The organism is Paraburkholderia lebeckiae (genome assembly GCF_050436325.1).
GTDB lineage: Bacteria > Pseudomonadota > Gammaproteobacteria > Burkholderiales > Burkholderiaceae > Paraburkholderia > Paraburkholderia tuberum.
Window position 1 is genome coordinate 3,281,369 of record NZ_JBNDLZ010000003.1, and the last position, 18,750, is coordinate 3,300,118.

Genomic DNA, 18,750 nt, shown 5'->3' on the forward strand with positions numbered 1-18,750 from the left:
GTGCGCGGCGTTTCAACGGAGACTCTATGAACTACGTCATCGGCGTCGATATCGGCACGCAGAGCACGAAGGCGCTGCTGGTCGACGAGCACGGCGCGATCGTCGCGCAGCATGCGTCGAGCTATCAGCCCGAAACGCCGAAGCCGTTGTGGGCCGAGCAGTGGCCCGCGGTGTGGCTGAAGGCGGTGGTCGAATGCGTGGCCGGGTGCGTCAGCGAGGCGAAGGCGGCCGGCATCGCGCCGGGCGCGATCAAGGCGCTGTGCGTGAGTAGCCTGTACGGCGGCTCGGGCATTCCGGTCGACAACGACATGCGGCCGCTCGCGCCCTGCCTGATCTGGATGGACCGGCGCGCGACCGCGCAGGTCGACTGGGTGCGCGAGAACATCGATCTCGAACGGCTCTATACGATCACCGGCAACAGCGTCGATAGCTACTACGGTTACACGAAGATGCTGTGGCTGCGCGAGAACAAGCCGGACGTGTGGGCGCATACGCGCTATTTTTTGCCGCCGAACGCGTACGTGATCTACATGCTGACCGGCGAGGTCGCCGTCGATCACAGCTCGGCCGGCAATATCGGCGGCGTCTACGATATCGCGCGGCGCGACTGGTCGGACGAAGCGCTCGACATGCTCGGCATTCCCGCGACGATGATGCCGGAGCGGCTCGTCGAATCGTCGGAGGTGGTGGGCGGGCTGTTGTCGCAATGGACCGCGCAGCTCGGGCTCGACGCGGGCACCGCGATCGTCGCGGGTGGCGTCGATGCGGCGACGGCGACGTTCGCGGCCGGCGTCACGCGCGCGGGGCAGCACGTCGCGATGATCGGCACCAGCATGTGCTGGGGTTACATCAATCAGCGTGTCGACGCACGGCACGGTTTGATCAGCATGCCGCACGTTTTCAACGGGCAGCACGACATCTACGTATTCGGCGGCGCGATTACCGCGGGCGCGTCGGTCACGTGGTATCTCGAGCAGTTTTGTCATGCGGAGATCGAGGGCGCGCGCGCGACACCGCATGGCGATCCGCATCGTCTACTCGAAGAGAGCGCCGCGCAAGTGCCGGCCGGCGCCGACGGCGTGCTGTTCCTGCCGTATCTGATGGGCGAGCGCAGCCCGGTGTGGGATGCGAAGGCGAGCGGCGCGTTCGTCGGGCTGTCGCTGTTTCATACGCGCGCGCATCTGTATCGCGCCGTGCTCGAAGGCGTGTCGTTCGCGCTGAAGCACAACATCGAGGCGGGGCGCAAAGGCGCGCAATCGCTCGACGACAAGCTGATCGTGGTCGGCGGCGCCACGCATTCGGACCTGTGGATGCAGATCATCGCCGACGTCACCGGCTATCCGGTCTACACGATCGAGCAGGACGTCGAAGCCGCGATGGGCGCCGCGCTGCTCGCCGCGCTCGGCGTCGGCCTCGTGTCGCGCGAAGCGGCGCAAGGCGGCTGGGTCACGCTGATCGAGCGCGCGCAGCCCGAGGCACGGCGCATGGCGCTATACAAAGAGCGCTTCGGCGTGTACACGGACCTCTATCCGGCGTTGAAGCCGGTCATGCATCGCTTGCAATCGTCATGAACGCTACTTTCGATTTTGCCGGCCGCTCGATTCTGGTGACGGGCGCCTCCAGCGGCATCGGCCGCGCGACGGTCGAGGCGCTGTGCGCGAGCGGCGCGTCGGTCGTCGCGGCCGCGCGCAACGTGAACGAGCTCGCGCGGCTCGCCGAGGAAACCGGCTGCGAGCCGTTGAGGCTCGACATCAGCGACGAAGCCGCGATCGACGAAGCAATGGCCTCGCTCGAACCGTTCGACGGTCTGGTGAATTGCGCGGGAATCGCGTTGCTCGAACGCGCGGTGGAAACGACGGCCGCAAGCTTCGATCGCGTGATGGCGGTGAATGCGCGCGGGGCGGTGCTGGTCGCGAAGCACGTCGCGCGTGGCATGCTCGACGCGGGGCGCGCGGGCAGCATCGTCAACGTGTCGAGCCAGGCCGCGCTCGTCGCGCTCGACGATCATCTGAGCTATTCGGCGTCGAAGGCCGCGCTCGATGCAGTCACGCGCGCGTTGTGCATCGAGCTGGGGCCGCACGGAATTCGCGTGAACAGCGTGAACCCGACGGTGACGCTGACGCCGATGGCGGTGCTGGCGTGGAGCGATCCTGTCAAACGCGATCCCGCTTTGCAGGCGATTCCGCTCAGGCGCTTTGCCGAATCGGCGGAAGTCGCCGCGCCGATTCTGTTTCTGTTGAGCGACGCGGCGTCGATGATCAGCGGGGTGTGTTTGCCGATCGATGGTGGTTACACGGCGCGCTAGCGGCTGTCAGGCACTGCCGGTTGCCGGGTGAAATGAAAGTACGCGGAAGCCCTACCAGACGGTGGGGCCGTCCGGTGGGCGGAAGCGCAGGCTACTCATTCAGAAGAAGACGCTTGCCGGGAAGTGCCTTACACGCGCTAACCGCTACAGCATCGTCCGCACGTGCCACAGCTCGGGAAACAGCACCACGTCGAGCATTTTGCGCAGATACGGCGCGCCGCTGGTACCGCCGGTGCCCTGCTTGAAGCCGATGATGCGCTCGACCGTCGTCACGTGGCGGAAACGCCACTGACGAAACGCATCCTCCAGATCGACGAGTTCCTCGGCCATCTCGTACAGCTCCCAATGCTCGGACGGATTGCGATACACCTCGAGCCACGCCGCTTCGACCGATGCATCATGTTCGGTCGGCTTCGTCCAGTCGCGTTCGAGCCGCGCGGGCGAAATCCTGAAGCCGCGGCGCGCGAGCAGCCTCACCACTTCGTCGTAGAACGACGGCGCTTCGAGCGATGCCTTCACTTGCGCGTACACGTCGGCGCGATGCGCGTGCGGCTTCAGCATCTGCTCGTTCTTGTTGCCGAGCAGGAATTCGATCTGCCGGTACTGATACGACTGAAAGCCCGACGAACTGCCGAGGTACGGCCGCATCGCCGTGTATTCGGACGGCGTCATCGTCGCGAGCACGCTCCACGCCTGCACCAGCTGCTCCATGATTCGCGACACGCGCGCAAGCATCTTGAACGCGGGCGGCAACTCGTCGCGATGCACGGCCGCGAGCGCCGCGCGCAGTTCGTACAGCGCGAGCTTCATCCATAGCTCGCTCGTCTGATGCTGGATGATGAACAGCATCTCGTTGTGATCCGGCGACAACGGATGCTGCGCGTCCAGCACCGTGCCGAGCGACAGATAATCGCCGTAGCTCATCGACTCCGAGAAGTCGAGCTGCGCGTCGTGCCAGCCGCTGTCGGCCGCGCTCGCGGACGGCGCCGACGCTGTCCGTCCGTGCCCGAACGGGCAGCCCTGTGCCGCCGGTTCTTCTGGCAAGCCCGGCGTGTGCATGTGATCGGTCATTCTGTCGTCCTCAGGTAACGGCGCCGCGCTGGGCGAATTCAGGCGCCCGCCAGGCCTCGCGAGTGAGCACGTCGCGCAAGATTTCGACGGCGTCCCATACGTCGACGAAGCGCGTGTACAGCGGCGTGAAGCCGAAGCGCAGCACGTGCGGCTCGCGATAGTCGCCGATCACGCCGTGCGCGATCAGCGCCTGCATCACCTCGTAGCCGTGCGGATGTTCGAAGCTCGCGTGCGAGCCGCGCTGCGCATGCTCACGCGGCGTCACGAGCTTCAGTGGAAATTCGCTGCAACGTGTCTCGACGAGTTCGATGAACAGATCGGTCAGCGCGAGCGACTTCTGGCGGACGGCCTCCATGGTCGTTTGCAGGAACACGTCGAGCCCGCATTCGACGAGCGCCATCGACACCATCGGCTGCGTGCCGCACAGGTAGCGGCCCACGCCGTTGTCGGGCTGATACGTCGGGTTCATCTCGAACGGCGCGCGATGCCCCCACCAGCCCGACAGCGGCTGCGCAAACTCGTTCTGGTGACGCCTGGGCACCCACACGTACGCGGGCGAACCGGGACCGCCGTTCAGATACTTGTAGGTGCAGCCGACCGCGTAGTCGGCACCGACGCCGTTCAGATCGACCGGCACCGCGCCCGCCGAATGCGCGAGATCCCACAGCGCGAGCGCGCCCCTGTCGTGAATCAGCTTCGTCAGCGCGGCCATGTCGTGCATATAGCCGGTGCGGTAGTTCACATGCGTGATCATCGCGATCGCGGTGTCCTCGCCGATCGCGCTGGGCAGTTCGGACGGATCGTCGACGAGGCGCAGCTCGTAGCCGCGATCGAGCTGCTCGATCAGGCCCTGCGCGATGTACAGATCGCTCGGGAAGTTCGAGCGCTCGGACACGATCACGCGACGCTTCGGATCGCGCGCATTGGCGAGCCGCACGGCGGCCGACAGCAGCTTGAACAGGTTGATCGAGATCGTGTCGGTAATCACGACTTCGTCTTCGGCCGCGCCGATCAGCGGCGCGAGCTTGTTGCCGAGTCGGCGCGGCAGCGCGAACCAGCCGGCATTGTTCCAGCTGCGGATCAGTCCCTCGCCCCATTCGGCGGCGATCACGGTCTGCGCGCGCTGCGCGGCGGCAGCCGGCGGCACGCCGAGCGAGTTGCCGTCGAGATAGATGGTCGTCGGCGACAGCGCGAACTGGTCACGCAGCGCTGCGAGCGGTTCGGCGCTGTCGAGCGCCACGGCTTCATCACGATGGTTCATGGTGGTTCGATGGGTTGGGTTGTCCGGTTGATCGCTCGCCGGGGAGCGTGGCTGAGCGCGAGCCGGGCAGTGCACGCAGCACCGCGCGCACCGGGCTCGCGTCGAGCGTGGTCAGCTTCAGCGGCAGCGCGATCAGCTCGTAGTCGCCAGGTTCGACCACGTCGAGCACGATGCCCTCGAGAATCGCCATCCGGTGAGCGCGAATGCGGTGATGCGCGTCCATCGTCTTCGATTCCTGCGGATCGAGCGACGGCGTGTCGATGCCGAGCAGCCTCACGCCGCGCGCGGCGAGCAGGTCGACGGTCTCGGGCGCGACCGCGCAGAACGCACTGTCCCACTCGCGCGTCGGCGCTTTTCTGTAAGTGCGCAGTAAGACTCGCGGCGGCAAATCGTCGAGCGAGCCGGCAAGATGTTGTGGCGTCACAACAGGCGACGCACCGATACAGTCAATCACTCTGCATAAACCGAGATATGCGTCGAGCGGCACGTTGCCGATCGCGGCGCCGTCGACGTCGTAGTGCAGCGGCGCGTCGGTATGCGCGCCGGTGTGCGGCGAGATCGTCAGACGCGCGACATTGACCGGCGAGCCAGCCTCCATGCGCCAGACGCGCTCGATGCCGACCGGCGTGTCGCCCGGCCAGACGGGCGTGGCGGTATCGACGGCGGGGGTGATGTCCCAGAGTGATCGCATGACGGTGTCGACGGTTGGTAACTGTCTCTAAATGATAGAGGTCAAGCTGTGAAATGTGATTGCGAAAAAATCTCCTTACCAGCCGTGTCTTGGAACATAATTTGAGTCAAACCGGAAAGGGAGACCGAATATGAACGCGATCTCGCTCGACGCCACCGATTGCCGTATCTTGACGGTGCTTCAGCAGGAAGGACGGATCAGCAATCTCGACCTGGCGGAGCGCATCTCGCTCTCGCCATCGGCCTGTCTGCGACGCTTGCGTCTGCTGGAAGAGCAGGGCGTCATCGAACACTACCGAGCGTGCCTGAACCGCGAAGTTTTGGGGTTCGAGCTCGAAGCGTTCGTGCAGGTATCGATGCGCAACGACCAGCAGAACTGGCACGAGAGTTTTGCCGAAGCGTTGCGCGACTGGCCCGAAGTGGTGGGCGCTTTCGTCGTGACCGGCGAAACCCACTATCTGCTGCGCGTGCTCGCGCACAACCTCAAACACTATTCGGACTTCGTGCTCAATCGCCTGTACAAGGCGCCGGGCGTGATGGACATTCGCTCGAACATCGTGCTCGAAACGCTGAAGGAAGATTCGGGCGTGCCGGTGTCGCTCGTGAAGAAGAACAGCGGGCACGGAGCCACGCATAGCGACCGTTGAGGATGATGAGGGCGGGGGCGCGCCGTTTTCGACGCGTCCGACCGACAGGCGCTACAGACGCCAGGGAAGTGCCGCGCCGCTCAAAGCGGCTTCAGGCCGTGGAACTGCGCGTTCTGGAACACGAGCGGCAGCATGTCCGCGGCATTTTCATGCACACCGCAGCGCTCCACTTCGCCGACGAAAATCACGTGGTCGCCTTCCTCGTAGCGGCTGCGGTTATGGCATTCGAACCACGCGAGTGCGCCGTCGAGCACCGGCATGCCGGTGTCGCCCGCCGCGTGCGACACGCCCTCGAAGCGGTCGCCCTTCACGGTCGCGAAGCGCTTGCACAGATCGAGCTGCGTCGAGGCCAACACATTGATCACGTAGTGACTGTTGGCGCGGAACACCGGCATCGACGCGGAGCGCGTTGCGAGACTCCACAGCACGAGCGGCGGAGAGAGCGACACCGAGTTGAACGAACTGGCCGTGATGCCGATCAGTTGGCCGGACGCGGCGCGCGTCGTGATCACGGTGACGCCGGTCGCGAACTGGCTGAGCGCCTGTTTGAACGCGGACGGGTCGAAGTTGGGTGGGCTCGCGCGCTTCATCGGGGCGAGGCCCCCGTCGCGCGCCGTGTGAAAGAACGACTGCAGCGCGAATCAAGGCGCGAATTGAAGCGTATACCCGCGCGGCGGGAAGCGGATGTTTCGAAAGTCATGGTGAAAATCGTTGATTTCTGCCAATTTTAACTGCAATCGCCGCGCGCGCCGCACGACGATGCGTGCGACGCGTGGCAGCCGGGCGGTTGCATCGACGATCTCCTCAAAAGGCTGCACGCGAAAATTTACCCATCGTGCTGGGTCGAGTTGCGGGCGCGGCGCTTGCGTGTATGAGGCACGGTTATTCACCCGTCGCCTGCCGGCGTTTCTATACTCGATATCTGCACGGCCGGATTTGCGGTCATTGCGCGACGGGTGCCTGACTCGTGCCTGACTGCGCCTTTCGGAACGCATTTTCGGCCATATATTCGGATGCGGTGGCAGATACGGCGGCGCTGCGCAGGCCGGCTGCCGATCATTGTGTGAATCTGATCCTGGGGTGAAGCTTATGAACGAGACAGCAACGCTCGGCGGTGGATGTTTCTGGTGCCTCGAAGCGGTGTATCTGGGCGTCGAGGGCGTCAATGCGGTGGAGTCGGGTTATGCGGGCGGTCACTCGCGCCATCCGAGCTACGAGCAGGTCTGCGACGGCGACACCGGTCACGCGGAAGTGGTCAAGGTCGACTTCGATCCGGCCAAGATCAGCTATCGCGAGATTCTCGACATCTTTTTCGCGATCCACGATCCGACCCAGCTGAACCGGCAGGGCAACGACGTCGGCACGCAATACCGCTCGGTGATCTTCACGCATTCCGACGCGCAACACGAAACCGCGCTACAGGCGATTCGCGAGATCGGCGAACAGCGCATTTACGACGGCAAGCTCGTGACGGAGGTGCTGCCGCTCGGCGACAATTACTGGCCCGCCGAGGCTTATCATCAGAACTATTTCGCGCAGCATCCGAATCAGGGCTACTGCTCGTTCGTGGTAGCGCCGAAAGTCGCGAAATTCCGCCAGAAGTTCGCGCATCGGATCAAGGCGGGTTAACGGCGCAGGAGGATTGGAGTCGGCAACGGGCGGATGCGTAAGACCGCCCGCTGCTGTTCGTCACTGCGGTTCCTGTGCTCGCGATGGCGCCTCGTCGCCGTTATCGCCGCGTCCCTGCGTGACTCGCACGCAGGCTTCGACGATTTCTTCGGCCAGTTTCACGCAGCTGAGCGGCGCCGATCCCTCCGCCTTGTTGTTGACCGCGATCACGACCGGCTGACCAGCGAGCGCGTAGCGCGCGGCCAGCGCGGCGAGCGACGCGCGCGTCGCCGGATCTTCGTCGACGAGCCGGTTGAACGGCTCGTACTTCGCCTTCGCCTGTTCGTACTTGAAACCGCCGTGCAGGCTCCAGCGCACGATCAGCGGACCGGCCGGCTCGCCATCGAGCAGCGCGAGCGCCGCGGCCTGGCGCAGCGGATCGGGCATCCGCGCATGAATGCCGACGCAGTAGCGCACGCCAGCCGTCTTCAGCATGCGGATGAAGCGCGGCGTGAGCAGGCTCGCGTCGCGAATCTCGACCGCGTAGCAACTGCCGTCTGGCAGCCCGGGCAGCGCGTCGAAAAACTCTCCCAGACGCTCGATGAATACGGCCGGCTGCGCAAGCATCTGATCCGGCAGCGGCGAAAACTGGAACACCAGCGCGCCGGCCTTTGCGCCGAGGCCTTCGAGGCAGGGCGTGACGAAATCGTCGATCGCCATCTGCGCGTTCAGGAAGCACGGGTTCAGCGACACCGGCTCGCCGCGCTCGGCGCGCACGGTGGCATCGGTGATCGTCATCGGCGCCTTGACGATGAAGCGGAAGTGCTCGGGCACCTGCTGCGCGTAGCGCAGGTATTCGGTGACCGTCAACGCCTGGTAGAACGAGCGGTCGATGCTGACCGTCTTCAGCAGCGGATGTGCGCCGTACGCACTCAAGCCCTCGCGCGACAGTTTGCTGTTGCTGTAGTCGTCGCCGTAGACGATGCCTGTCCAACCGGGGAACGACCATGTCGACGTGCCGAGGTGGATCTGCGGCGGCAATTGCGCCGCGAGCGCGAGCAGTTCCGGCGACGGCGGTGCAGCGAGCACGTCGCGGCTGCGGCGCTTTTTCGGGGCGTCGGCGGAGACCGGGGCGCAGTCTGGTTCAGGAGCGGGGCTGTCGGGCGGGGTGTGGTCTTCGAACAGCGACGCGGGGGCATTGGATATTGCGGTCTTCGGCGTGCGCTTGTGCTCTGGCTGCGCGGCAGCGCTTGCGGCCGAATCGGCTTCACGTGCGGACATGGCCGGCGATTCTGCCGCGGCCTCCACCGGCATCCCGAACAGATCGAACTGCTGGGTGGCCTGATGCGCCGCGTCGTCCGCGCTGCCGTCCAACGGCTCTTCAACGTCACTCGTCCTGCTCTGGTCCATCAATGTCCGGCCTGCTGTTCATCAGAATTGCGCCGCGGCGCGCGCTCCATGCACGCCGCCGCGGCGCGACCGGTCACAAACCGGGTCACAGCCGGGTCACAGCGGTTTTTCGTACATGTAGCGGCGCGACCACGGCAGGGTTTTCGCGCTGCGGCCGGCTTTGCGGCACACCACCTGGAAAATCGACACGTCGTCGTTTTCGAACGCATACGCGCAGCCGGCCAGATACACGCGCCAGATGCGGAATTTTTCGTCGTCGACGAGCTTGCGCGCCTGGTCCGCGCGGGCTTCGAAATTTTCCGCCCAGATGTCGAGCGTGTGCGCATAGTGACGGCGCAGGCTTTCGACGTCAACCGCTTCGAGCCCACCGCGCTGCATCGCTTCGAGCGCGAGGCTGATGTGCGGCAGCTCGCCGTCCGGGAACACGAAGCGGTCGATGAACTCACCGCCACCGAGCGCGGTTTCGCCGCTATCGGCGTCGCTCGACGTGATGCCGTGGTTCATCGCGATGCCGTCGTCGGCGAGCAGATCGTGCATCTTCTGGAAATAGCCGGGCAGGTTCTTGCGGCCGACGTGCTCGAACATGCCGACGCTCGTGATGCGATCGAACTGTCCCTGCACGTCGCGATAATCCTGCAGGCGGATTTCGATCTGGTTTTCGAGGCCCGCCGCTTTCACGCGCGCGGTGGCGAGGTCGAACTGGTTCTGCGACAGCGTGACACCGACGCACTTCGCGCCGAACTTCTGCGCGGCGCGCAGCACGAGAGCGCCCCAGCCGCAGCCGATGTCGAGCAGACGCTGCCCGGGCTGCAGCTGGATTTTGGTCAGAATGTGATCGATTTTCTTCAGCTGCGCGGTCGCGAGGTCTTCGGTGCCGGTCTCGAAGTACGCGCACGAGTAGACCATGTTCTCGTCGAGCCACAACTTGTAGAACTCGTTCGACACGTCGTAGTGATACTGGATCGCTTTCTTATCCGACGTCTTCGAGTGATTGAAGTAGCGCCGCACGCGCGCGAGCTTGCCAGCGCTCGTCACGGTGCTGCGCGCGAGCTGATAGCCGATATTGATGATGTCCGACAGCTTGCCCTCGATGTCGATCTTGCCTTTGACATAGGCTTCGCCAAGATTGTCGAGGCTCGGTTCGAGCAGATAGGGCAGCGCGGTTGCGCTCTTCACGTGTAGCGTGACCCGGGGCGCGGCGAACTGCCCGAAGTCGTGTTGCTGACCGTCCCACAGCACGAGGCGTGCGGGCAGGTTAGCTGTGGTTTTGACATCTTCAACCCACTGCGCCAGCTTTTTCTCCCAGAACATGTGATCTCTCCGTGTTCGTTGATTTAAAGCAAAGCTATGTGGATCGCGACATGGCGCGGCGCATTCCGCGGGCCGCGCAACGCAATCCCGCCGGCGCGCGCCGCTACGTTGGCGCCGCCGCCGGCCTCATTCGTCCGGTCATCGACCGGTCAGGGCGACAGACGTGCGATCAGCCAGTTGGCGCTTTCTTCCGCGCGCGTGAAAAGCAGCCGATCGTGCAGCCGAGACGGCCGCCCCTGCCAGAATTCGATCGCGTCGGGCACCAGACGGTAGCCACCCCAGTGCGGCGGACGCGGAGGATTTTCGCCGTATTGCAGGCTGATTTCGCGTTCGCGTACTTCGAGCTGCGAACGGCTTTCAATCACCTGACTCTGATTCGATGCCCATGCGCCGATCCTCGAGCCGAGCGGACGAGACGCGAAATACGCGTCACTGTCTGCCTCGCTCGTTTTGACGACGCGGCCCTCGATGCGCACCTGGCGTTCGAGTTCGATCCAGTGAAACAGCAGGCTCGCGTAGGGGTTCGCGCTCAGTTCGCGGCCCTTGCGGCTTTCATAGTTGGTGAAGAATACGAAACCGCGCTCGTCGACGCCCTTGATGAGCACGATGCGTGCCGAAGGCCGGCCGCGCGCGTCGACCGTAGCCAGCGTCATGGCATTCGGCTCGGGCAGCTTGGCGTCGATGGCCTGCTGGAACCACGTGTCGAATTGACGGAACGGATCGTGGTTGACGTCGGCAACGTCCAGTGAGCCCAGCGAGTAGTTTTTTCGAAGCTCGGCGAGTGAGATCATGTTCTTATGCGAACGCTACAGTGGGCCAAGTATAGCTAAGGCGTCAGGTTTTTGCGCGCGAGCGGAGCAACGTATGGCGCGGCGCATGTTGCGCCAGCGCAAGCCTGCAACATTGCGTCGCTGCTCGTGGTTCTGCGCGGCTGTTTGCACGTGTTCAGGCAAAATACGGGCTGCGCGCCCCATTTGCCAAAGCAATTTGCCAAGGCGATTTGCCAAGGCGCCACCGCCTGCTTTGTTCCGCCTGTGTTTTCGAGCCCTGCCATCATGTCCAGCACCGCCGCGCAATCCGATCTTACTACCAGCCTCGACGCGAACGAAACCGCCGACCGCGCGCGCCGTTTCGGCGGCATCGCCCGTCTGTATGGCGCGCCCGCGCTCGCCGCATTCGAGGGTGCGCACGTCGCGGTGATCGGCATCGGCGGGGTGGGGTCGTGGGTCGCGGAGGCGCTTGCGCGCAGCGCGCTCGGCACGCTGACGCTGATCGATCTCGACAACGTCGCGGAAAGCAACACGAACCGGCAGATTCACGCGCTCGACGGCAACTACGGAAAACCGAAGGTCGAAGCGATGGCCGAACGCATCGCGGCAATCAATCCGTACTGCGAGGTGCGGCTGATCGAGGACTTCGTCGAGCCGGACAATTTCGCGGCCATGCTCGGCGGCGGCTTCGACTATGTGATCGACGCGATCGACAGCGTGCGCACGAAGACCGCGCTGATCGCATGGTGCGTCGAGCGCAAGCAGCCGCTGATCACGGTCGGCGGCGCGGGCGGTCAGCTCGACCCGACGCGGATCCGCATCGACGATCTCGCGCTGACGATCCAGGACCCGCTGCTGTCGAAGGTGCGCGGGCAGTTGCGCAAGCAGCATGGCTTTCCGCGCGGGCCGAAGGCGAAGTTCAAGGTGAGCGCCGTGTATTCCGACGAGCCGTTGATCTATCCGGAAGCGGCCGTCTGCGATATCGATGAAGAAGCCGAGCACGTGAGCACGTCGCCGGGACATATGGGGCCGGTCGGCTTGAATTGCGCGGGGTTTGGCTCCAGCGTGTGCGTGACCGCGAGCTTTGGTTTTGCGGCCGCGGCGTTTGTGTTGCGGGAGCTGGCGAAGAAGGCGACGGTTTAGGTGGCAGCCCGGGCGGCGGTTTCAACCGCTCTGACCCAGGCTGCCATCGGGCAAAACATCACAATGATCAATATAACGACGCGCTCAGCCTGCGCCGCCACTGCGACACCAGCTCCGGCTGATGCGCGGCCAGATCGAACACCGACAACATCGTCTTGCGGCCGATATCGTCGCGGAACGTGCGGTCGCGTTGCACGATCGCGAGCAGATGTTCGAGCGCCTGCGCGTATTTGCGTCGCGCGATAAACGCATTCGCGAGATCGAAGCGTGCTTCGAGATCGTCGGGATTGCCGGCGACGCGCGCTTCGAGCGCATCGGTGGGCGGCAGGTCCGCGGCGGCGTCCACCGCGTCGAGCCGCGTCTTGATGGCGTTGAAACGCGCGTCGATGCCTTGCGTGGTTTTCGGCGACAGCAGATCGACTTCGTTGCGGGCCTCGTCGATGCGGTTGTCTTCGAGCAGTAACTCGATGCGGTCCATACGCGCGTCGTCGAAGCCCGGGTCGTACGCGAGCGCCGCTTGCAGCAGGTCGTAGGCGTCGTCACGGCGGCCTTCGGCGAGCGCGGTCTGCGCTTCGATGCGCGCGGCCGGCGCCCCTTGCGGCACGAGCCGGTCGAGGAACTCGCGCAGCTGTCCTTCCGTCAGCACGCCGACGAACTGATCGACGGCCTGGCCGTCGGCGAACGCGATCACGTGCGGAATGCTGCGGACCTGGAAGTGCGCGGCCAGTTCGTGGTTCTCGTCCACGTTGACCTTCACGAGCTTCCATTTGCCGGCGGCTTCGGCTTCGAGCTTTTCGAGCATCGGGCCGAGACTCTTGCAGGGGCCGCACCACGGCGCCCAGAAATCGACCAGCACGGGGGCCAGCATCGACGCCTTGATGACGTCCTGTTCGAAAGTGGCCAGAGTGGTGTCCATTGCGTCCTCGTCGATAGAAACGGTTTTTGAACAGGCACTAGTTGGGGCCGAATCGCGCGAATTCAATGCGGTGATTCGCGCGCGGGCCCGGCGCCGTCACTTGCGCTGCGGCAGCGGAATCCATTCGGTTTCGCCGGGCACATGGCCCATTTCCTGATTGGTCCACGCGAGCTTCGCGGCTTCGATCTTCTCGCGCGAGCTCGCGACGAAATTCCATTCGATGAAGCGCTCGCCGTCGAGCTTCTCGCCGCCGAGCAGCATCACGCGCGCGCCGTGCGTGCTCGCGAGCGTGACGGTTTCGTCGAGCGCGAGCACGGCCATCTCGGCCGCTTCGAGCGGCGTGCCGTCGATTTCCAGATCGCCTTCCACCAGATACACGCCGCGCTCCTCGTGCTCCGGTTCGAGCGCGAACGCGCTGCCCGGCGTGAAGTCAGCGGCGACGTACAGCGTGCCCGAAAACGTCGCGACCGGCGACACCGCGCCGAATGCGGTGCCCGCGATCACGCGCAGCGTCACGCCGTTGCGCTCGACGACCGGCAAGGTCGCCGCCGCATGATGCGCGAACGACGGCTCGGCGTCTTCATCGGCGAGCGGCAGTGCGACCCAGGTCTGAATGCCATGAACCGTCTGGCCGCGCGCGCGGTCTTCCGGCGGCGTTCGCTCCGAATGGACGATGCCGCGTCCGGCCGTCATCCAGTTGACGTCGCCGGGGACGATCTTCTGCTCGGAGCCGAGGCTGTCGCGATGCATGATCGCGCCGTCGTACAGATAGGTGACGGTCGCGAGGCCGATATGCGGATGCGGGCGCACGTCGAGGCCGCTGCCGGGTTCGAGGGTCGCGGGGCCCATGTGGTCGAAGAAAATGAACGGGCCGACGAGGCGCGCCGCCATCGCAGGCAGCACGCGCCGCACGGTCAGATTGCCGATGTCGCGTAAGTGCGGTTTGAGGACGGCTTTGATCGAGGAAGTCATGGGCAGGCTCGACGGGAAAGTGAAAGGAGAAGGCTCAATGGTCGATTCTACTGCGCGTCGCGCGCTGCCGACGGCAACGGCGCACGCTCGCCACGAGCGGGCGCAACGAAGCTAATTTGCGGCCTCCGTTACACTGCCAGATTGCACCGTTTCATTGGAGAGCCGGATGTCGCCCAGGGACTTGCTGCTCGCGCTGATCGTCGTGCTCGCGTGGGGCGTCAATTTCGTCGTGATCAAGGTCGGCCTGCATGGCGTGCCGCCGATGCTGCTCGGCGCGCTGCGCTTTACGCTCGCCGCGGTGCCGGCGGTGTTTTTCGTCAAGCGGCCGCAGTTGCCGTGGCGGTGGCTGTTCGCCTACGGCGCGACGATCTCGTTCGGGCAATTCGCGTTCCTGTTCTCGGCGATGTACGTCGGCATGCCGGCGGGGCTCGCATCGCTGGTGCTTCAGGCGCAGGCGTTTTTCACGCTGATCTTCGCGGCGCTGTTTCTGCACGAGCGCTTCCGTTTGCCGAACGTCGCGGGTCTGCTGATCGCCGCGGCGGGGCTCGCGGTGATCGGCCTGCAAGGCGGCCACACGATGTCCGTCGCTGGTTTCCTGCTGACGCTGTGCGCCGCGTGCATGTGGGCGCTCGGCAACATCGTTACGAAGAAGGTCGGCAAGGTCGATCTGGTCGGACTCGTCGTGTGGGGGAGCCTGATTCCGCCGCTGCCGTTTTTCGCGGCGTCGTTCGTGTTCGAAGGGCCGCGCGAGATCGCCGCCGCGCTGACCGGTATCAGCGCGCTGTCGATCTTCGCGATCGTCTATCTGGCGTTTGTCGCGACGCTGGTCGGCTATGGCTTGTGGAGCCGTCTGCTGTCGCGCTATCCGGCGAGTCAGGTCGCGCCGTTCTCGCTGCTGGTGCCAATCGTCGGACTCGCGTCGGCGTCGCTGCTGCTCGGCGAGCAACTGTCTGCGATGCAGGTGGCGGGCGCGTTGCTAGTGATGGCGGGGCTCGCGGTCAACGTGTTCGGCGGCTGGGTCGTGCAGCGCTTGATGCCGGCACGCTGAGCAACCGTTGCGCCACGGGTTGCGAGCGTGAATCACAAAACGGCCGGCGGGCCGTTTTGTGATTGGCTCGTGCGTGCCGACATCACGTCATGCGGCCCTTTGCGAGCGGCGGATTCGCCGCGAAATAGCGCTTGATGCCGGTCAGGATCGCGTTGGCCATCCTTTCGCGATACGCGTCGTCGTTCAGGCGGCGCTCTTCGTCCGGATTGCTGATGAACGCGGTCTCGACGAGGATCGACGGAATGTCCGGCGCCTTCAGCACTGCGAAGCCGGCCTGCTCGACCGAGCCCTTGTGCAGCTTGTTGATGTCGCCGATCTCTTTGAGCACGAAGTTGCCGTAGCGCATCGAGTCGCGAATCTGCGCGGTGGTCGACATGTCGAACAGCGCGCGGTTCACGGTGGCGTCGTCGGACTTGATGTTGATGCCGCCGATCAGATCCGACGAGTTCTCCTTGTTCGCCATCCAGCGCGCGGCCGCGCTCGACGCGCCGTGCTCCGACAGCGCGAACACCGAGGAGCCCTTCGCCTCGGGCGTCGTGAACGCGTCCGCGTGGATCGACACGAACAGGTCCGCGCCGACGCGGCGCGCTTTCTGCACGCGCACGTTCAGCGGCACGAAGAAGTCGGCGTCGCGCGTCATCATCGCGCGCATGTTCGGCTGCGCGTCGATCTTCGCGCGCAGCTTCTTCGCGATGTCGAGCGCGACGTGCTTCTCGTAGGTGCCTGCGCCGCCGATCGCGCCCGGGTCCTCGCCGCCATGACCCGGATCGATTGCGACGGTGAGCAGTCGCACGGTGTTGCTGCGGCTCGACTTCGGCGTGGTGAATGCGTAGGTGTCGCCGCTGTCGCCGAGGTTGTCGTTGTTGCTGTCGAGCCCGCGTGCGGTGCTGTTGCTGTTGGCGTTGCCACCCTTGTTGCGCGCCAGTGCGGCAGGCGGCGCGGAGGGCGCGGCCGGCGCCGCCTGCCTGCCGGCAATGACCGGCGCGGAGGGCGCCGTCGTGCCATGCGTGGGCGGATGCGGTACGCCCGCGGCGCCATTGCCGGCGCCACCGTTCTGCGCGTAGTGCTCGAAGAACGCTTCGCTGTTGTCGACGGGCGGCGCAGTGCCGGGGCCGGCAAGCGTCGCGGGCGGCGCGCTGTTTTCTTCGTCGAGCGCCTGCTGCTTGCGCTCGGTCTGCGCGAGCAGGTCCATCAACGGATCGGGCGCGACAGCCGGATACAGGTCGAACACGAGCCGGTACTTGTACGCGCCGACCGGCGGCAGCGCGAACACCTGCGGCTTCACCGAGCCCTTCAGGTCGAACACCATGCGCACGACGTGCGGCTGATACTGCCCGACCCGCACCGACGAAATCTGCGGATCGTTTGGTGTGATCTTCGAGACCAGCTCCTTCAGCGCCTGATCGAGATCGAGGCCGTTCAGATCGACGACGAGCCGGTCCGGTCCCTGCAACAACTGCTGCGTGTTCTGCAGCGGCTGATCGGATTCGATCGTCACGCGCGTGTAGTCGCGCGCGGGCCACACGCGCACGCCGAGCACCGAGCTCGCAAACGCGAGACGCGGAGCGACGAGGCCGAGCACCAGCGTCGACGCACTGGCGCGCAGGATCTGTCGGCGCCGCCAGTTATGCGTTGCGCCCGCCGCCGATTCGATCGATTGGAATGGTTTGATTAACATCTTTCGAGACATGCCTTTCCTGATTCGCTATAAGCGCGTGCGACGAGTACGCGTGCGTCCGCGTTTGCTTCTGTGTTGCCGACGAGCCCGAGCGAGAAGACGAGATCCGGCACGCCGAGCAGCGGTCCCGCGCGTTGCGGCCATTCGACGAGGCAGACCGCGCCGCTGTCGAAATATTCGCGAAAGCCCGCGTCGGCCCATTCGGCCGGATCGGTGAATCTGTACAGATCGAAGTGATAGAGCGCGAGTTCCCCGGCGGGCCGCTCGAGCACATACGGTTCGACGAGCGTGTAGGTCGGACTGCGCACGCGGCCCGTGTGGCCGAGGCCGCGCAAGGTCGCGCGCACGAGCGTGGTTTTGCCGGCGCCGAGATCGCCGAGCAGTTGGACTTGCAGGCCGTGGAACGCGAGGGCGCTTGCGGTGCCAGGCTGGGCTGGCTGTGCCTGATGCGAGTCCGCGCGCACGCTTTCGATCGCCTGTGCGAAGCGCGCGCCGAACGCCTGCGTGGCGGCTTCGTCCGCGAGCGCGAAAGAGCGTTCGAGCAGCACTTGAGCGGACGGTAGGGGCGCGTGATCGGGATTGACAGGCATTCTCGTAAAATGGCGTGATGAACCGAAGTCCGAAGTCCCCTGTTTTCTGCACGCCCGCATCGGCCGATGATGCCATGCGAGCTTCTGGCGCAACGTCCCGTTTCGACGAGGCGGCGCTTCGTGCGCTCGCGCTCGACATCAAGACGTGGGGCCGTGAACTCGGTTTCGGGGCGATCGGCATTAGCGATACCGATCTGTCGGCCGCCGAAGCGCCGCTTGCAGCGTGGCTCGAAGCGGGTTGCCACGGCGAGATGGATTATATGGCCAAACACGGCATGAAACGCGCGCGGCCGGCCGAGCTTGTGGCCGGCACGCGACGCGTGATCACCGCACGCATCGCCTATTTGCCTGCGCAGACGCTGGAAGCAGAGGCGACTGAAGGGGCGCATGAAGGGGGACATGAAAGCGCGCCTGAAAGCATGCCGCAAGACGTAACGCAACCCGCCTCACGCGCGACACCCCGCGCGCGCGACTGGCGCGCGGCCGAGCACGCGCGGCTCGCGGACCCGTCCACGGCGGTCGTGTCGATCTACGCGCGCGGCCGCGACTATCACAAGGTGATGCGTCAGCGCCTGCAACAACTGGCCGACCGGATCGAAGCGGTGATCGGGCCGTTCGGCTATCGCGTGTTCACCGATTCGGCGCCGGTGCTCGAAGTCGAGCTCGCGCAGAAGGCCGGCATCGGCTGGCGCGGCAAGCACACTTTGCTGCTGCAGCGCGACGCCGGCTCGCTGTTTTTCCTCGGCGAGATCTATGTCGACGTGCCGCTGCCGACCGACGCCGAAACCTCGCCCGAGGCCGCGCCCGAAACGCCGGGCTCGCATTGCGGCAGCTGCGCGCGCTGCATCGGCGCCTGTCCGACCGGTGCGATCGTCGCGCCGTACAAGGTCGACGCGCGGCGTTGCATCTCGTATCTGACGATCGAGCTGAAGGGCAGTATTCCGCTCGACCTGCGGCCGCTGATCGGCAATCGGGTGTACGGCTGTGACGATTGCCAGCTCGTGTGTCCCTGGAACAAGTTCGCGCAGGCCGCACCGGTCGCCGATTTCGACGTGCGGCACGGGCTCGATCGCGCGTCGCTGGTCGAACTGTTCGCGTGGAGCGCTGAGGAGTTCGATACGCGCATGCAGGGCAGCGCGATTCGCCGCATCGGCTATGAGAGCTGGCTGCGCAATCTCGCGGTCGGCATGGGCAACGCGTTGCGCGCCGCGCCCGGAAGTCTCGACCTCGATGCCCGTGGCGCGATCGTGCTGGCTTTGAGGCAGCGAGCCGACGATCCGTCGGCGGTCGTGCGCGAGCATGTGGAGTGGGCGCTCGAAGCGGCGTAAAG

Annotated in this window: 19 protein-coding genes; 7 read left to right on the top strand and 12 right to left on the bottom strand. The window is 65.2% G+C overall.

The window, feature by feature from the left end; genetic code table 11:
- The first annotated feature begins 26 nt into the window (after nt 1–26).
- Together OKW44_RS33120 and OKW44_RS33125 are read left to right on the top strand one after the other, a co-directional pair.
- A complete protein-coding gene (locus OKW44_RS33120; protein ID WP_018421656.1) occupies nt 27–1,571 on the top strand; it encodes an FGGY-family carbohydrate kinase in 1,545 nt (514 codons plus the stop codon).
- Nucleotides 1,568–2,305, top strand: a complete 738-nt coding sequence (locus tag OKW44_RS33125; protein ID WP_018421655.1) for an SDR family oxidoreductase — start codon at nt 1,568–1,570, stop codon at nt 2,303–2,305. Before OKW44_RS33120 ends, OKW44_RS33125 begins: the two co-directional genes overlap by 4 nt.
- A gap of 144 nt (nt 2,306–2,449) precedes the next feature.
- Here OKW44_RS33125 and kynA read toward each other — a convergent pair whose 3' ends face one another.
- Genes kynA through kynB form a run of 3 tightly spaced genes read right to left on the bottom strand, consistent with a single transcriptional unit; the run spans nt 2,450 to nt 5,328 of the window.
- Entirely contained in the window at nt 2,450–3,376 is a 927-nt protein-coding gene (kynA, locus tag OKW44_RS33130; RefSeq protein ID WP_018421654.1) for a tryptophan 2,3-dioxygenase, read from the bottom strand.
- A 10-nt stretch (nt 3,377–3,386) separates the two neighbouring features.
- The gene (kynU, locus tag OKW44_RS33135; RefSeq protein WP_018421653.1) at nt 3,387–4,637 is read right to left on the bottom strand and encodes a kynureninase; all 1,251 of its coding nucleotides are present in this window, start codon (nt 4,635–4,637) and stop codon (nt 3,387–3,389) included.
- On the bottom strand, nt 4,624–5,328 hold the full coding sequence (gene kynB, locus OKW44_RS33140; RefSeq protein WP_018421652.1) for an arylformamidase: 705 nt from the start codon (nt 5,326–5,328) through the stop codon (nt 4,624–4,626). Before kynB ends, kynU begins: the two co-directional genes overlap by 14 nt.
- Nucleotides 5,329–5,458: 130 nt before the next feature.
- Here kynB and OKW44_RS33145 point away from each other — a divergent pair, with 130 nt between their 5' ends.
- The gene (locus tag OKW44_RS33145; RefSeq protein WP_018421651.1) at nt 5,459–5,974 is read left to right on the top strand and encodes an Lrp/AsnC family transcriptional regulator; all 516 of its coding nucleotides are present in this window, start codon (nt 5,459–5,461) and stop codon (nt 5,972–5,974) included.
- A gap of 80 nt (nt 5,975–6,054) precedes the next feature.
- Here the strand turns inward: OKW44_RS33145 and OKW44_RS33150 are convergent, their stop codons facing one another.
- Both OKW44_RS33150 and OKW44_RS33155 read right to left on the bottom strand, forming a co-directional pair.
- Nucleotides 6,055–6,564 carry a flavin reductase family protein gene (locus OKW44_RS33150; RefSeq protein WP_018421650.1) on the bottom strand — a complete coding sequence of 170 codons (510 nt, stop codon included), beginning with the start codon at nt 6,562–6,564 and terminating at the stop codon, nt 6,055–6,057.
- Between the two features lie 51 nt (nt 6,565–6,615).
- Nucleotides 6,616–6,864 carry a hypothetical protein gene (locus OKW44_RS33155; RefSeq protein WP_162633998.1) on the bottom strand — a complete coding sequence of 83 codons (249 nt, stop codon included), beginning with the start codon at nt 6,862–6,864 and terminating at the stop codon, nt 6,616–6,618.
- 199 nt (nt 6,865–7,063) lie between these two features.
- On the opposite strand from OKW44_RS33155, the gene msrA reads away from it, so the two are divergent.
- Complete coding sequence (gene msrA, locus OKW44_RS33160) at nt 7,064–7,603, top strand: peptide-methionine (S)-S-oxide reductase MsrA (RefSeq protein WP_018421649.1); 540 nt, start codon at nt 7,064–7,066, stop codon at nt 7,601–7,603.
- Between the two features lie 60 nt (nt 7,604–7,663).
- On the opposite strand, the gene OKW44_RS33165 is transcribed toward msrA, so the two are convergent.
- The 3 genes from OKW44_RS33165 to pdxH form a co-directional block, all read right to left on the bottom strand.
- The gene (locus tag OKW44_RS33165) at nt 7,664–8,992 is read right to left on the bottom strand and encodes a DUF72 domain-containing protein (RefSeq protein ID WP_026226014.1); all 1,329 of its coding nucleotides are present in this window, start codon (nt 8,990–8,992) and stop codon (nt 7,664–7,666) included.
- A gap of 96 nt (nt 8,993–9,088) precedes the next feature.
- Complete coding sequence (locus tag OKW44_RS33170) at nt 9,089–10,303, bottom strand: class I SAM-dependent methyltransferase (RefSeq protein WP_018421647.1); 1,215 nt, start codon at nt 10,301–10,303, stop codon at nt 9,089–9,091.
- A 149-nt stretch (nt 10,304–10,452) separates the two neighbouring features.
- Complete coding sequence (gene pdxH, locus OKW44_RS33175; protein ID WP_018421646.1) at nt 10,453–11,094, bottom strand: pyridoxamine 5'-phosphate oxidase; 642 nt, start codon at nt 11,092–11,094, stop codon at nt 10,453–10,455.
- 264 nt (nt 11,095–11,358) lie between these two features.
- Between pdxH and tcdA the strand changes: the two genes are divergently transcribed.
- On the top strand, nt 11,359–12,216 hold the full coding sequence (tcdA, locus tag OKW44_RS33180; RefSeq protein WP_026226013.1) for a tRNA cyclic N6-threonylcarbamoyladenosine(37) synthase TcdA: 858 nt from the start codon (nt 11,359–11,361) through the stop codon (nt 12,214–12,216).
- 67 nt (nt 12,217–12,283) lie between these two features.
- Here the strand turns inward: tcdA and trxA are convergent, their stop codons facing one another.
- The gene (gene trxA, locus OKW44_RS33185) at nt 12,284–13,132 is read right to left on the bottom strand and encodes a thioredoxin (RefSeq protein WP_018421644.1); all 849 of its coding nucleotides are present in this window, start codon (nt 13,130–13,132) and stop codon (nt 12,284–12,286) included.
- Nucleotides 13,133–13,228: 96 nt separating this feature from the next.
- Nucleotides 13,229–14,104: a pirin family protein gene (locus OKW44_RS33190; RefSeq protein ID WP_018421643.1), complete on the bottom strand. Its 876-nt coding sequence runs from the start codon at nt 14,102–14,104 to the stop codon at nt 13,229–13,231.
- Nucleotides 14,105–14,270: 166 nt separating this feature from the next.
- On the opposite strand from OKW44_RS33190, the gene OKW44_RS33195 reads away from it, so the two are divergent.
- Entirely contained in the window at nt 14,271–15,152 is an 882-nt protein-coding gene (locus OKW44_RS33195; protein WP_018421642.1) for an O-acetylserine/cysteine exporter, read from the top strand.
- 82 nt (nt 15,153–15,234) lie between these two features.
- Here OKW44_RS33195 and OKW44_RS33200 read toward each other — a convergent pair whose 3' ends face one another.
- Nucleotides 15,235–16,842: an N-acetylmuramoyl-L-alanine amidase gene (locus OKW44_RS33200; RefSeq protein WP_035471048.1), complete on the bottom strand. Its 1,608-nt coding sequence runs from the start codon at nt 16,840–16,842 to the stop codon at nt 15,235–15,237.
- The gene (gene tsaE / locus OKW44_RS33205) at nt 16,824–17,420 is read right to left on the bottom strand and encodes a tRNA (adenosine(37)-N6)-threonylcarbamoyltransferase complex ATPase subunit type 1 TsaE (RefSeq protein ID WP_026226012.1); all 597 of its coding nucleotides are present in this window, start codon (nt 17,418–17,420) and stop codon (nt 16,824–16,826) included. The genes OKW44_RS33200 and tsaE overlap by 19 nt, the downstream gene beginning before the upstream one ends.
- Before the next feature lie 17 nt (nt 17,421–17,437).
- Here tsaE and queG point away from each other — a divergent pair, with 17 nt between their 5' ends.
- Nucleotides 17,438–18,748 carry a tRNA epoxyqueuosine(34) reductase QueG gene (gene queG / locus OKW44_RS33210; RefSeq protein ID WP_026226011.1) on the top strand — a complete coding sequence of 437 codons (1,311 nt, stop codon included), beginning with the start codon at nt 17,438–17,440 and terminating at the stop codon, nt 18,746–18,748.
- The last annotated feature ends 2 nt before the right edge of the window (nt 18,749–18,750 follow it).